Annotated in this window: 15 protein-coding genes; 9 read left to right on the top strand and 6 right to left on the bottom strand. The window is 60.4% G+C overall.

The window, feature by feature from the left end; genetic code table 11:
- Window positions 1-23 precede the first annotated feature (23 nt).
- From METLI_RS07680 to METLI_RS07655, 6 genes are all read right to left on the bottom strand, one after another.
- Entirely contained in the window at window positions 24-1,148 is a 1,125-nt protein-coding gene (locus tag METLI_RS07680; protein WP_004039268.1) for an ORC1-type DNA replication protein, read from the bottom strand.
- A gap of 64 nt (window positions 1,149-1,212) precedes the next feature.
- The gene (locus METLI_RS07675) at window positions 1,213-1,797 is read right to left on the bottom strand and encodes a hypothetical protein (protein ID WP_004039267.1); all 585 of its coding nucleotides are present in this window, start codon (window positions 1,795-1,797) and stop codon (window positions 1,213-1,215) included.
- Window positions 1,798-1,951: 154 nt separating this feature from the next.
- Window positions 1,952-3,505 carry a beta-ribofuranosylaminobenzene 5'-phosphate synthase gene (locus METLI_RS07670; RefSeq protein WP_004039266.1) on the bottom strand — a complete coding sequence of 518 codons (1,554 nt, stop codon included), beginning with the start codon at window positions 3,503-3,505 and terminating at the stop codon, window positions 1,952-1,954.
- 169 nt (window positions 3,506-3,674) lie between these two features.
- Window positions 3,675-4,850: a cofactor-independent phosphoglycerate mutase gene (locus METLI_RS07665; RefSeq protein ID WP_004039265.1), complete on the bottom strand. Its 1,176-nt coding sequence runs from the start codon at window positions 4,848-4,850 to the stop codon at window positions 3,675-3,677.
- On the bottom strand, window positions 4,847-5,326 hold the full coding sequence (locus tag METLI_RS07660; RefSeq protein ID WP_004039264.1) for a COG2426 family protein: 480 nt from the start codon (window positions 5,324-5,326) through the stop codon (window positions 4,847-4,849). The genes METLI_RS07665 and METLI_RS07660 overlap by 4 nt, the downstream gene beginning before the upstream one ends.
- A gap of 1 nt (window position 5,327) precedes the next feature.
- Window positions 5,328-6,260: an NAD-dependent epimerase/dehydratase family protein gene (locus METLI_RS07655; protein WP_048103711.1), complete on the bottom strand. Its 933-nt coding sequence runs from the start codon at window positions 6,258-6,260 to the stop codon at window positions 5,328-5,330.
- Window positions 6,261-6,299: 39 nt separating this feature from the next.
- On the opposite strand from METLI_RS07655, the gene METLI_RS07650 reads away from it, so the two are divergent.
- The 9 genes from METLI_RS07650 to porB all read left to right on the top strand — a co-directional run bounded on the left by METLI_RS07650 (window position 6,300) and on the right by porB (window position 12,819).
- On the top strand, window positions 6,300-7,172 hold the full coding sequence (locus METLI_RS07650; RefSeq protein WP_004039262.1) for a methanogenesis marker 12 protein: 873 nt from the start codon (window positions 6,300-6,302) through the stop codon (window positions 7,170-7,172).
- 31 nt (window positions 7,173-7,203) lie between these two features.
- Window positions 7,204-7,704, top strand: coding sequence for an ArsR/SmtB family transcription factor (locus METLI_RS12450; RefSeq protein ID WP_004039261.1), 501 nt, complete (start codon window positions 7,204-7,206; stop codon window positions 7,702-7,704).
- Window positions 7,705-8,020: 316 nt separating this feature from the next.
- Window positions 8,021-8,644, top strand: coding sequence for a DUF6345 domain-containing protein (locus tag METLI_RS13150; protein WP_157203244.1), 624 nt, complete (start codon window positions 8,021-8,023; stop codon window positions 8,642-8,644).
- Entirely contained in the window at window positions 8,632-9,429 is a 798-nt protein-coding gene (gene yycI / locus METLI_RS07635; protein ID WP_004039259.1) for a two-component system regulatory protein YycI, read from the top strand. The genes METLI_RS13150 and yycI overlap by 13 nt, the downstream gene beginning before the upstream one ends.
- On the top strand, window positions 9,426-9,758 hold the full coding sequence (locus METLI_RS07630) for a hypothetical protein (RefSeq protein ID WP_004039258.1): 333 nt from the start codon (window positions 9,426-9,428) through the stop codon (window positions 9,756-9,758). Before yycI ends, METLI_RS07630 begins: the two co-directional genes overlap by 4 nt.
- A 202-nt stretch (window positions 9,759-9,960) precedes the next feature.
- Window positions 9,961-10,503 (top strand): pyruvate ferredoxin oxidoreductase subunit gamma, encoded by a 543-nt coding sequence (locus METLI_RS07625; RefSeq protein ID WP_004039257.1) that lies wholly within the window; start codon window positions 9,961-9,963, stop codon window positions 10,501-10,503.
- Window positions 10,504-10,764, top strand: a complete 261-nt coding sequence (locus METLI_RS07620; RefSeq protein ID WP_004039256.1) for a 4Fe-4S binding protein — start codon at window positions 10,504-10,506, stop codon at window positions 10,762-10,764.
- A gap of 2 nt (window positions 10,765-10,766) precedes the next feature.
- Window positions 10,767-11,921, top strand: coding sequence for a pyruvate synthase subunit PorA (gene porA, locus METLI_RS07615; RefSeq protein ID WP_004039255.1), 1,155 nt, complete (start codon window positions 10,767-10,769; stop codon window positions 11,919-11,921).
- Between the two features lies 1 nt (window position 11,922).
- Complete coding sequence (gene porB / locus METLI_RS07610) at window positions 11,923-12,819, top strand: pyruvate synthase subunit PorB (RefSeq protein WP_004039254.1); 897 nt, start codon at window positions 11,923-11,925, stop codon at window positions 12,817-12,819.
- Window positions 12,820-12,852 lie beyond the last annotated feature (33 nt).

The raw sequence follows: 12,852 nt of genomic DNA, 5'->3' as shown, positions 1-12,852 counted from the left end.
GATAAGACTTGCCAATCGATCGCTCAGTCCAGCAGTTCGAGGACGCGCTGCGGCTCGTACCTGAGCGTGATCACCCGTGTCCGGCCCCGTCCCTCCCGGTAATCGAGGTTTATCAGCCTTATTGCGTCAAGCTTCTTGACGATCTCGTGGAAACGGGTGTAACCGAGTTTTGCTTCCTGTTTTGCATGCTTATAGACCTCGCCGGCGTTCATCTCATTGCCGCCGACGCTCATTGTGGCGATCGTCCTGAGCAGATTTTTCTCCTCGGTTTTCAGGGTCCGCAGGGTGAAGGTGAGGTGGAGGTACTTCGAGATCTGGTATGCGCGGCAGACATCGTCCTCCTCGATCCGCCGGCGTGCATCCTTTTCGGCGTTTAAAGCCGCCCTCTTCAGCAGGTCAAGCCCGACCCGCAGGTCGCCGCTCTTCATGGTCTGCTCGATGACGAGGTCGAGCATCGTATCAGGGAGCACGCCAGGGTAGAGGCCGGTGAGCACCCGCTCGGTGAGGATGTGCCTGACCTCGTCTGCCGAATAGGGTGGAAAATAGATCTCGGTCGGCCGGAAGACCGAGGCGACCCTCGGGTCGACCTCACGCGAGAGGTCGACGCTCAGATCGGAGATGATCGTGATCACCCCTATTCTGGTGCCCGGATAGGACTCGTGCGCCCTGAGGAGTGCGTAGAGCACCCGGTTGATCTCATTTTCGTAGAGGAGGTAGTTGGCGTCGTCGAGGGCGACGAGGAGGACTGCCTCCTCCTTCAGGAGGATCCGGCAGATGGCGTCGAAGATCTGCTTGAACGAGGTGCCCGAGGTCGGCGGGAGATGACCCGAGAGTTTATGATAGATCTGGGCAAAGATGGCGAACTTGGTGTTGTCGATCTGGCAGTTGATGTACACCGGAATGAGTTTTCTGGTGGCCTCCTCGATCTGGGTGAAGAGTTTGCGCACGCTTGTCGTCTTGCCGGTGCCGGGAAGCCCCCTGCAGATCGTGTTCAGGGGGCGGCCGCCTCGCAGGCCGGGTTTGATCTGGAAGGCGAGCTCCCGCATCTGGGTCTCGCGGTAGTCGAACTGCTCGGGGACGTAGTCGATTTCAAACACCTCGGGGTCTCGAAAGAGCGTTTCGTCCCACATGAGCAGGTCCCGTTTCATTATTGATCCCTCGTGCCGGGCCTATATATTATATTGGACGCCGTGCGTCTCCTGCGCCGTTGTCTCACCGCGGGTGGGTCAGCCGGTCCATGCAGGCCTTGCAGAGCGTCCGGTTCAGGAAGAGCTGGCTCATCTGCTTCTGGGTCTTTGTCACGGCGGCTTTGCACTCTTCGCAGAGGTCTGGTGTCGCTGCAGCAGGTTCAGGCGCCTTTTTCGCCGGTGTTTCCGGTGCATGGGCGAGAGGTTTTGCCATTGCCGCCGCAGGGCCGGGCGTCGTTGTGGGTTCTGGTTCTGCCGTTGCCCGGGCCGGCTCTGGCTGATCCTTTGCAACGGCCGGTTCCGGTACGGGCTTCGCCACGGGTTCCTGGGGCGCTTCCACGGCAACAGGCGTCAGCACCGTCTGCACCCCGGGTTCGGGGTGTTTTTCCGTCGCCTTCATCGAGAACACACGTTTTCGATAGGTGTCCACACGTTCTGCCGTCGCCTCGTCGCCGCGCCCGAGACGGGCAAGGGTGGCGTCGAGGAAGCCCGCGAGGCCGTCGGCTTCCTCGGGCGAACCGACCTCGCCCGTGATTTCAAGGCGGATATTCTCGTAGTTGTCCAGGTTGACGGTGATACCCAGAGTGAGTGTCTTTTTTGTCGGCGTCATGATCACAGATAGATGGTGGTCTGATATCTAATATGCGCTGGATACTCTTCAGGGAACCGGATTGCGGACATCCGGGTGAACGCTGCAGGGATGTTTCTCAGGGGAAATGGGGTCCGTGTTTCAGGCCGGGTCTTCGACCGGACCCGAATCTCGCTTATGCCGTCCTGATCTCTGCCCCGCGGTTGCGCGCCCGGGTGAGGACCGTCGTCCCTCCACACCCTCCCATCGCCTCCTTTGCGGCGTGCTCGGCCGCGATCATCCCGGTGTCGCCGATCGCATAGACCGTCGGCCCGAAGGAGCTCAGGCCCACGCATGCGGCGTCTGTGCTCCTCAGCGCCGCAATCAGTTCCTGTGTCCGGGGCGGCTGGAGGCTGTGCTCGACGCGTTTGAACCCGATCTCCTGGATCGTGTTCACCGCAGACCCGAAGAGGTCGAGGTCGCGATCGACGATCCCGGGCAGCATCTGCATCAGGATCGTGTGGCAGAGCGCCTGCACCTCCCCGAGGGGGACCGGGCAGTGGTCCCTGAAGATGTCCTTCTCCTGTTGCCCGCTGACCCCGGCGCCGACCTTCGGGGTGGCAAGGAGGATCTGCCAGTCTGTCGGGAAGGCGTGCCTGAGCACCACCGGCGCCGGCCTGATCCCGCGGGACGCCGCCGATGGCCTGAAGTCGTTTTTCTCTCCCGACGCCCCGAAACTGTGCCCGCCGTCAAGGACAAACCCGCCCGACTCGAAGGCCGCCGTCCCGATCCCTGATGTGCCGCCCCGCCCGGCGAGGGCTGCAATCTCTCTTGTGCAGGGGGGCGCGCCGCCGGGTGCGGGCCGCCGGTAGAGTTCGGCAAGCGCCCGGGCGGTGGCGAGGGCGAGCTGGGTGCCGCTCCCGAGGCCGGCATGCCTGGGATATGTGTGCCGCAGGGTGATATCGGCGCCGCCGTTCACGCCCATCGCCCTGAGCACCTGCTCGGCCGTCTTTTTTACCGTCTCCGCACTCTCTTGATCGCCGTGGACCGCGATCTCCTCGCTCCGCCTCGCCTCAAGCACGATCGTCGGCTCTTCGAGAGAGATCCCGATCCCGCCGTCGACGCGCCCCGAACTCCCGTTCATATCGATCAGGGTCATGTGGATCCGTGCCGGGGCCTCCACGACCACCCGGGTATCGTCGGCAAACGTCCCGTACGGGAAGGTCTCGTTGATGGCGATGAGAGGTTTTCCCCGGTTGATGATCTGGTACTTCCGGGAGAGGAGGGGTTCGTGGCGGTATATTCCGAATATCCGGCTGAGTTCGGTATCGGCGGCGACGACGCCGGCCTCCTTGAGTTCTCTGCGCGCCTCGATCCGGTGCATCTGCATGATCCGGCCGATCGGGATGTCGGCCCGCATGAGGTCCTGCCTGAACGCCGGGTCGAGCCTGCTGAGCGGCGTGTCCGAGACGGCGTACATGAGCGTTTCCCCGGTATCGCCGTTGTTCAGGGTCACGATGCGGTGGTTGACCTCTTCCCCTGCGGGAATGTCGAGGTCTGCCGCAACCTTCTCGTCTGCCGGGACGATCCGCTGCAGGAGGGTGGCGACCTCTACCCGGCATCCGAGCACGTTTTCCAGGATAGCGGTCACGGATCCGTCTGTCCCGAGCAGGATCTTCTGCATCGGCGAGAGGGTGCCGACCTCTCTTTCGATCTCCCGGATCGTGCTGGCGATGCTGAATGGTGCCATGGTCTTCTCTCTGGTGGCAGTTACGAACAATAATTACCGGGGCTCACCAATATAATATTCTCTGGAACCATACAGGGTCCACTGCGGCAGATGATGAGAGTTACCCCCACTGATCGGTGATGAAGCAGGGTGCTGATGCCGCAACCGCTTTTCAAAAAAGAGTTTTTTGTTATTCCTTCTGTTCGAAGGGTTTCTTCCCGAAGAGGAGGGAGAGGAAATCCGGCCCCTCGACCAGACCGAAGGCGCCGTTCGCCGCCTCCCGTTCCGAATAGACGGCGGTTCCGTCCCGCGCCCGGCCGCGGATCGCAAACGGCACCGGGTCGCGGGTATGGGTCTTCAGCCTGATCGGGGTCGGGTGGTCGGGGAGGACGGCGACCGTGCCGTCGAAGTGGTCCAGGATCGTGCCGACGATCCCGTCGACCCCCTCGATCGCCCGCACCTTCTCCTCCACGCTCCCCATATGCCCGGCCTCGTCCGGCGCCTCGACGTGGACGTAGACGAAGTCGAGACGCTCGATCGCCTCCAGGGCGTACCGGGCCTTTGCGGCGTAGTCGGTGTCCAGGAAACCGGTGGCGCCGGGGACCTGGATCACCTCCATCCCCGCGTAGCGGGCGATGCCGTTGAGGAGATCGACCGCCGAGATCATCCCGCCCGAGAGCCCCCAACGCTCATGGAACGCGGGGATGGACGGCCGCTTTCCTCCGCTCCACGGCCATATCGTCGTAGCCGGGAGTTTTCCGGCGGCGATGCGCGCCCGGTTTACCGGGTGGTCGGCGAAGGCCGCCGTAGCCGCCTCCATGCACCGGGAGAGCAGGGGTGCGTCCGGGCCGTCAGGAAGGTGCGGCGCCGTCTCCTGCCCGACGATATCGTGGGGCGGGGTGGTCACCGACCCCTTTGCGCCGTGGACGACCATCAGGTTCCGGTACGAGATGCCCGGGTGGAACTCGACGCCCGGCACCTTCCCCTGCAATGAGGCAATGAGGGCGGCCCCCTCCTGGCTGGTGATGTGCCCGGCGTTGAAGTCCTCCATCACGCCCCTGCGCACCGTGACCAGGTTGAAGCGATACGCATAATCGGTCGGGGCGAGGTCGATGCCCATGCTGGCGGCTTCGAGGGGGCCCCGGCCCGTATAGCAGGTGCCGGGATCGTAGCCGAGCACCGAGAGGTTGGCGACGTCGCTGCCAGGCTCGTAGACGTCTTTTACCGTGCGCAAAAGGCCACAGGATCCTTCCCGCGCCACCCGGTCCATATTGGGGGTATCTGCATATTCAAGGGGCGTTTTCCCGCCGAGTTCCTCAATGGGCTCGTCGGCCATCCCGTCCCCGAGAACGACGATGTATTTCATGGGTATCCTCCAGGTATTCCCTGTATAATGGTGATCCCGAGCATGGTAATGGTAGTGATGGTGATGGCAACGATCATCCCGGCGGCGATCGCGGGGAGGGCGTAGCGGAAGCGGATCCCGAAGACGAACGCCGCCGCGCAGGCGGTCCACGACCCGGTCACCGGGATGGGCACGGCGACGAAGGGGACGAGGGCAAGCGCCCCCCAGCGCTCGAACCGCTCGGTGTGCCGGCGCGTCCTGGCAAAGAGCCAGTCGAAGAACCGCTCAAAAATCTTCGAATGCGCACTCAGGAAGCCCGAGACCGGCTCCAGCAGGAGAAGGAGCACGACGACGACGGCGAGGTTGCTCGCAAACCCGACGGCAAACGCCAGCGCCGGCGGGTAGCCCCCCTGTATGGCGAGGGGGATCGCATACCGCGACTCCCAGAACGGCAGGGCGCTCTGGACGGCCAGGAGGATCGTTGCGATCAGGTCCATATCATCCCTGCAGCATGGCGCGGACGGTCTTTCTGACGCTCTCTTCCGAGCCGATCGCCGGCGTCCAGCCCAGCGCCTTCATCCGCCCGACCGAGAGCTGCATCCGCGGGACGTCCCCGACCCAGCCGCGCGCGCCGCCGGTGAACCGGTATTTCACGCCCGAGAGCCCCATCTCCGCCGTGATGATGTCGGCGATGGCGACGACGTCGATCCAGTCCTCAGAGCCGATATTGAAGGTGTTGACCGTCTCGCGGGAGTGCGCCACGGCGTACTCGAAACCGGCGACGCATGCCCTGACGTCGAGGTACGATTTCGTCTGCCGCCCGTCGCCCAGGATCTCGAGTTCGGCCGGGTTCTCATGCAACTTCCTGATGAAGTCGGTGATCACGCCGTGGCCGCTGCGCTCGCCGATGATGTTGGCGAACCTGAAGATCCAGGCGGTCATGCCGAACGAGTGGGCGTAGGCCGAGATCAGGGCCTCGCAGGCGAGTTTCGACGCCCCGTAGACCGAGATCGGGAGCATGGGGGTGTAGTCCTCCGGCGTCGGTATGGTCGCCGCCTCGCCGTAGACGGTGGAGGTCGAGGTGAAGACGATCTCGGGCACGCCGTGAACGCGCATGGCGTCGAGCACCCGCTGGGTTGCCACGATGTTGTTTTTGACCTGTGCGCCCGGCGCCTGTGCGCTCCCGCGCACGTCCGGGTCGGCGGCGATGTGGTACACCCGGCCGGCCCCGGCAAAGACCGATTGCCAGCCGTCGTCGAGGAGGTCGGCCTTAATGAGCCGCGCCTTCCCGGATTTCAGGTGCGCGGCGATATTGTCAGGGGTTCCCGCGCTGAGGTTGTCGATGACCGCCACCTCGTCGCCGCGTGCGACGAGGGCGTCCACGGTATGCGAGCCGATGAACCCGGCACCGCCTGTGACAATGCAGAACATTACCATTGAATAGCCTTCCAATGCTATAGGAATACTGGTATGTTCATCGGGATCGATCATGGCACGACGGCCATGCGCTTTTCGTCTGAGGAAGGGCATTTCAAAATTTCGCGCGAGGCGGCGCGGGAGTTCGTTGTCGGCGACCTCGAACGCCTCTGTCCCCTCGAGGAGATCGAGGGGATTGCGGTCTGCTACTCGATGGGCGACGGGATCGCGGCGATCACCGGTATCGGAAAGGTGGCGAACCGCGGCGTCGTCTCGCGGGAGGGCGCGGGCAAGCACATCGGTGGCGGCACCCATGTCTACGACGAGATCGCGAGGAGCGGCCTGCCCGCCGTGGTGATCCCGGGGATCCACCGGGGATCGCCGACCGATCCCAGGTTCAAGGCATACTCCCACCAGACCAGCCCTGAGAAGATCGGCATCGCCTACGAGGCCTGCCACGACCTGGGCCCGGACGCGGTCGTCTCTGACATCTCCTCGAACACGGTGACGACCCTCGTCTCCGGGGGAAGAATTGTGGGCGCCTTCGACGCCTGCATCTTCGCCCCGGGCACGCAGCACGGGGCGCTGGACGTGGACGCGATCCGCCGGATCGACGCCGGCCTCCAGACGGCGAACGATGCCTTCCTCCACGCCGGGGTCACCCACACCCTCCCGCCGGCCGAGCAGGACCGCACGATCGCCCTGTTCGCGGCGATGGAGTGCGCCGCCATGCTCCTGTTGAACCCCGGGGCGAAGGTCGCCCTCGCCGGATCGAAGGCGCCGGTCGTCGCCGGCGAGGTGGAAGGGCTGCTTCGGCGGAAGGTCGCGGTGTACGACGAGTGGTGTGCGGCGCGGGGGCTGGCCAGGATCGCGCGGGATGTATTCACGGTCGGCGGGCCGATCCTGGGGCTCCCCGTGGACCGCTAACCTATTTGTGCGATCGAAGTCAATCGATTGAATGATGACGGTCCTCTCTCTCGATCTCCAGATCCTCAAGGCCCTTGCATCTGAGAGAAGGATCGAGATCCTGAAATGTCTTGATCGGCGCAGGATGACCCTGTCCGAGCTGTCCGGCATGCTTGATCTTGCACCCCCGACGGTGTTGAAGCATCTCGAACACCTGACAGCTGCCGGACTGGTTGCATTGAAAGAAGACGGCCATCGATGGAAATATTATGAACTGACCGATCCCGGGCTGGCGGTGATGCGGGCCTCCCCTGATCTGAAGGTCGTTATTCTGCTTTCCTTTGCCGGGGCCGCGGCGATGGTTGCCGGGATCTGCGCAGGGTGTCTCTATTTTATCCTGCCCGGGAGTGATGGCGGGGTGCCGTTCCAGGACGGTCAGTGGTCACCTGACCTCTGCGTGATCAGTCTGGTGCTGTTGTTGCTCTCGATTGTTCTATGGTTTTTTGCGATGGTGGGGTGGAGAAGGACGCTTGCAGAGGTTGAATTAGTATGACTAGATGATCTGCGACTCTAGTTTTTCGTATCGAAATAATATTTATTGATTTCTATTATTTTAGTAATTTTTCTAAGATTTTATTTGAATATTAATCTCCATGTGCTGATGCTCTTTTGTCCGGGCGATCAAGTGCTTCTCTTTGATCGAATGGGCTTGTTTGAGGTGAAAATCGGAAATGATGTTATTGCAGAGCCAGAGTTGCAGAATCTATCTGGCAATATTTGTAATCTTAATATTCGCCCTGGTAGTGCCTGCTCCCTCGTTAGCGTATAGTTATTCGATTTCCTATGTTGAGGATTATGACCTTCAGCAGATGGACATGATCGGTTGGGGAACCGCTGTGAGAGATGTAGTTCAAAGCCGGTTAAACGGTGCTGGCTGGTCCCAGAGTTTCTGCGCTGCTGATGGTAATGTTGATGAAACAGACTTTGGGAGCCAGAACTCCGGCTATCAGGGCCTGGACGGAGCATATCTCCATTATCACTTCGGCCATGGTTGTAATGCGGGTGTTGGTACAGAAATACAACTTGCCCATTGGCAACTATTACAGCACGAAGCCGTTGTTCGTGATGAGGTGTACAAAAAGTGGGATAGTACAAACAAGTGGGTTATCGTTGATGCCTGTCATGTTCTTGAAGATGAACAGTGGGGTGGAGCATTAAAGTATTCTCATGGGATTCTGGGATTTGCCTCCTCGAAAATGACAAGTACGGAGCTTCCTGATCGTTTCTTCCTTTATGTTATTGACTACGATTATACGATTGCTTATGCCTGGAAACTCGCTTCCCAGTCATGTTATGATTCTAATTGTGTTGGGGCAGTCATTTTTGATACCCAGGGACAGCTGGACGATGATCATCTGTCTGGACAGGGGTACGTATCACCGAATGAATACCCGGATGACGATTGTGTCTATGTTTCGACATGGCAATGCTAAAAAAAGAATGGAGTGTGATTGTGATGAATTATATCTTTGGTGTAGTGGTGATGGCGTGTCTCGTCGTAGGGGGCGGGGCGCTCTGGTTCGATCAGCAAAATAGCGGTCCCGGTTATTCTCCGGTATTGCAGTCTTCGATTGGAACGATTGCTCTAAACGCTTCATTCCCGGCCGCAGTTGATACTGCACCGGTATATCGAGTTACAGGGACGCAGGATTTTTTCGAGGGGACACCTGAAGTCATGAACATTCATGAGGGCGTTCCTTCTCTGGATGAAGCGCCGGTTATTGCAGAAAAAGCGCTGACTGCCTACGGGGGTCTCCCTGCCGACGCCGTCCTGCACGACATGGGGGTTATGTGTCTCAAAGAAGTGAATACAACAGATGGGGCGATCATATCAGAACGTCCGCAGTGCGTACAGGTGATCTACACGCAGCAGATCGACGGGAGGCCGGTCGTAGGCCCGGGTGCGGAGATCATGGTCAGTCTCGGCGACGGGGGCGAGGTGCTTGAAGTATCGAAGGCATGGAGGAACATTTCATATGCCCGCGAGACAAAAATCATTCCTGTTGAAGAGGCAATACTGGCGCTCAACGATGGAAACATCCTGAATAGACCGCAATCCCCCATGGAGGGCGTAGAGATCAGGGAGATCCAACTCGGGTATTATGCAAAAGATATATCCTCGCTCCAGGAGGAGTACACGCCTGTATGGATCTTCTCGGGGATTGAAAACGGGAACATGCCCTGCAATTTCATCGTCGATGCGCGAGCAGACGCATGAACAGCACTTCGGAGCACGGGAAAATGCACCTGAAAACATGGGAACTGGGGATATTCGTCGGACTGATGTGGGGTATTGTTGGCGATCTCCTCATCTTTTCATTTTCTCCCTCCTCTCCTCCGGGTTTAATCGGGTATTGGGGAAGTTACCCTCTGATATCTGTTTTGTCCGTCATAAAGGGAGTTATTAGTATCTTCAGTGAAGATCTGGGTTGGGGGTTCATCCAGTACGGGTGGATCGCACTGCCGTTCATCGGGGCGGCGATCCTCGGTGGCGTCGGTTACCTGATGGATCTCTTCAGGCTGGCGTTGACGAAAGGCGTCGACTGATCCGGTTCCTGATCATGGGGGGGCGGCGGTTCACCATATGCACCGTCACCCTGCATGGTAGCTGCCGGGCCTTTGGAATCAAATTATTGTCAGATCCTTGATGCCTGATGCTCCCTGTTGCATTCCCGGACAGTTTTTGGGTTTGGTCTCCGGCACAATGTTCTTAACGATTCATCATGATAATTTATGTGGGGTATTCTGATTGAGAGAGTTACGCATCCATGGCAGGGGCGGACAGGGCTCTGTCACTGCTGCCGAACTGATCGCCGTTGCTGCGTTTGAGGGCGGCGTCTATTCGCAGGCTTTTCCTGCATTTGGAGTCGAACGACGCGGTGCCCCCGTGCAGGCGTTCGTCCGGTTCAGCGACGAGAAGATACGCCTGCGGAGCCAGGTGTACGAACCCGATTACATCATCGTCCAGGACAGCACCTTAATCAGGGACGTCGATGTGTTCAGGGGGATGAAGGAGGGCGGCATCGCCATCGTCAACACTGAAAAGTCCATCGCTGCCACCGTTCCCGAAGGCGTGAAACTGATCGCCCTCGACGCCACCAGGATCGCCCTCGAGATCCTTGGCGTCCCGATCACGAATACGACGCTGATGGGTGCTTTTGCGGCCGCAACCGGGGAGATCGAGTTGCCTGCACTGGAAAAAGCCCTGAGAGCCCGTTTCCCGGGATCGCTCGGGGAGAAGAACGTAAAAGCGGCCGTGCACGCCTACAACCTGGTCAGGGGTGAGGCCTGAATGGCGCTCAACGTGGGATGCGCTGCTGCCCCTGGACGGGCGCGGGACAACAGGACCGGATCGTGGCGGGTCTTCAAGCCGGTCTTCAAGCACGAAACCTGCACGAAATGCGGACTCTGCGAGACCATATGTCCCGAAGGGTGTGTGAAAGAAGATAAAGACGGCTTTTTCACACCAGACCTGGACTACTGCAAGGGCTGCGGCCTCTGTGCGAAAGAGTGCCCGGCAGATGACATCGAGATGGTGCAGGAGGAGAAATAACTATGATGAAAATTGTCGAAGGGTCTCACGCTGTCGCTGAAGCGGTGAAACTCTGCCGCCCGCAGGTGATCTCCGCATACCCGATCACCCCCCAGACCCATATCGTCGAGGCCCTCGCCAGCATGGTCGCCGACTGCGAACTGGATGCCGAATACATCTGTGTGGAGAGCGAATTTTCCGCCCTTTCCGGGTGTGTCGGCGCGAGCGCCGCCGGGTCGAGGACCTACTCTGCGACCACCTCCCAGGGCCTTGCCCTGATGTTCGAGGTCTGCTTCAACGCCGCCGGCATGCGCCTGCCCATCGTGATGACGATTGCAAACCGGGCCATGGGCGCCCCATTGAACATCTGGAACGACCAGCAGGACTCGATTTCCCTCCGGGACGCAGGATGGATGCAGTTCTATGCCGAGGACAACCAGGAGGCGACCGACCTGCATTTCATCACCTACAAGGTGGCCGAAGATCACAATGTGCTGCTTCCAGCCATGGTCTGCTTCGATGGTTTCATTCTCACCCACACCTACGAACCGGTGGACATGCCGTCGCAGGAGGGGATCGACGCCTTCCTCCCACCGTTCAAGCCTTACAACACCCTTGATGCAAAGAAACCGATGTCTCTTGGGATGTACGCCACGCCGGACTACTATATGGAGTTCCGTTACGAGATCGACGAGGCGATGAAGCGGGCGAAACAGGCCTTTGCCAACGCCGGAAAGGAGTTTGCCGAGCAGTTCGGCCGCGACTACTCGGGGCTTATAGAGGGCTACCGGCTCGAAGACGCAGACACCGCTCTCGTTGCCATGGGCTCGATCTGCGGCACGGTGAAGGACGCGATCGACGAGATGCGGGCCGAAGGAAAGCGTGTCGGCCTCCTGAAGATCCGTTCGTACCGCCCATTCCCGGCAGACGAGGTCGCCGCCGCCCTGAAGGGGGCGAGCACCGTCGCGGTCCTCGACAAGAACATCTCGCTCGGCGCAAAGGGCGCCGTCGCCCTCGAGGTGAAGGACGCCCTCTACGGCAGCGGCATCACGGTGCTCGACTATATCGTTGCGCTCGGCGGGCGCGACATCAGGAAGAAGGACATCGCAAAAATCGTCGATCTCGCCGAAAAGGGGACTGGCGATATGTTTTACGGGCTGAGAACGGAGGTGCTCTGAAATGGCCGAAAATTCCCCTGAACTCTTTGATGCAGGCCACCGCGCCTGCGGCGGATGCGGCCCGGCGCTCGCGGCGCGGCTGATCATGAAGGGCTCTGGCGAGAACACGATCGTTGTTGCATCCACCGGGTGCATGGAGGTCTTCTCCACGCCCTACCCGGAGACCGCCTGGAAAGTGCCCTGGATTCACTCCCTCTTCGAGAACGCCGCCGCGGTGGCATCGGGGATCGAGGCGTCCCTCAAGAAGCAGGGCAGAAACGAGCACGTCATCTGCATCTGCGGCGACGGCGCCACCTTCGATATCGGGATGCTCTGCATCTCGGGCGCCTTCGAGCGCGGGCACAATATCACCTACATCTGCTACGACAACGAGGCCTACATGAACACCGGCATCCAGCGCTCGGGTGCGACGCCCTACGACGCCGACACCACGACGAGCCCGGCCGGAAAGTGCTCGACCGGGAATGCCCGGCCGAAGAAGGACCTCCCGGCGATCCTGGTGGCTCACGGCTCGCCCTATGTCGCCACCGCCTCGATTGCCTACCCGAACGATCTCGTGAAGAAGGTCGAGCGGGCGGTGAACACCGAGGGGCCGTGCTATATCCAGGTCCACACCCCGTGCTGCACCGGCTGGGGCTTTGACGGGGCCGATACGATGGCGCTCGGCAGGCTTGCCATCGAGACCGGGCTCTGGGTGAACTACGAGATTGTGGACGGCGAACTGGAGAAGGCAAAGAAGATCGTGAACAGGAAACCGGTCGAGGAGTACCTCAAGGCCCAGAAGCGTTTCCGCCACCTTTTCAGGCCCGGTCGGAACGAGGAGGAGATCGCCAAGATCCAGGCGATCGCCGACCGCAACGCCAAAAAGTTCGGGATCGATGTTGTGCTGAAGAAATAAGGGCGCTCACCCGGATACACTTTTTTTCCGCCA

Source organism: Methanofollis liminatans DSM 4140, assembly GCF_000275865.1.
Lineage (GTDB): Archaea > Halobacteriota > Methanomicrobia > Methanomicrobiales > Methanofollaceae > Methanofollis > Methanofollis liminatans.
The sequence above is the reverse complement of the archived record's forward strand: the minus strand, read 5'-3'. Positions and strand labels throughout refer to the sequence as shown.

What these genes read in the sequence shown, in the direction of transcription:
- METLI_RS07680 (WP_004039268.1), bottom strand. Translation starts at nt 1,148, where the DNA reads ATGAAACGGGACCTGCTCATGTGGGACGAAACGCTCTTTCGAGACCCC.
- METLI_RS07655 (WP_048103711.1), bottom strand. Translation starts at nt 6,260, where the DNA reads ATGTTCTGCATTGTCACAGGCGGTGCCGGGTTCATCGGCTCGCATACC.
- METLI_RS07620 (WP_004039256.1), top strand. Translation starts at nt 10,504, where the DNA reads ATGGCGCTCAACGTGGGATGCGCTGCTGCCCCTGGACGGGCGCGGGAC.
- METLI_RS07670 (WP_004039266.1), bottom strand. Translation starts at nt 3,505, where the DNA reads ATGGCACCATTCAGCATCGCCAGCACGATCCGGGAGATCGAAAGAGAG.
- METLI_RS07675 (WP_004039267.1), bottom strand. Translation starts at nt 1,797, where the DNA reads ATGACGCCGACAAAAAAGACACTCACTCTGGGTATCACCGTCAACCTG.
- porB (WP_004039254.1), top strand. Translation starts at nt 11,923, where the DNA reads ATGGCCGAAAATTCCCCTGAACTCTTTGATGCAGGCCACCGCGCCTGC.
- porA (WP_004039255.1), top strand. Translation starts at nt 10,767, where the DNA reads ATGATGAAAATTGTCGAAGGGTCTCACGCTGTCGCTGAAGCGGTGAAA.
- METLI_RS07650 (WP_004039262.1), top strand. Translation starts at nt 6,300, where the DNA reads ATGTTCATCGGGATCGATCATGGCACGACGGCCATGCGCTTTTCGTCT.
- METLI_RS07660 (WP_004039264.1), bottom strand. Translation starts at nt 5,326, where the DNA reads ATGGACCTGATCGCAACGATCCTCCTGGCCGTCCAGAGCGCCCTGCCG.
- METLI_RS12450 (WP_004039261.1), top strand. Translation starts at nt 7,204, where the DNA reads ATGATGACGGTCCTCTCTCTCGATCTCCAGATCCTCAAGGCCCTTGCA.
- METLI_RS07630 (WP_004039258.1), top strand. Translation starts at nt 9,426, where the DNA reads ATGAACAGCACTTCGGAGCACGGGAAAATGCACCTGAAAACATGGGAA.
- METLI_RS13150 (WP_157203244.1), top strand. Translation starts at nt 8,021, where the DNA reads ATGGACATGATCGGTTGGGGAACCGCTGTGAGAGATGTAGTTCAAAGC.
- METLI_RS07665 (WP_004039265.1), bottom strand. Translation starts at nt 4,850, where the DNA reads ATGAAATACATCGTCGTTCTCGGGGACGGGATGGCCGACGAGCCCATT.
- yycI (WP_004039259.1), top strand. Translation starts at nt 8,632, where the DNA reads ATGGCAATGCTAAAAAAAGAATGGAGTGTGATTGTGATGAATTATATC.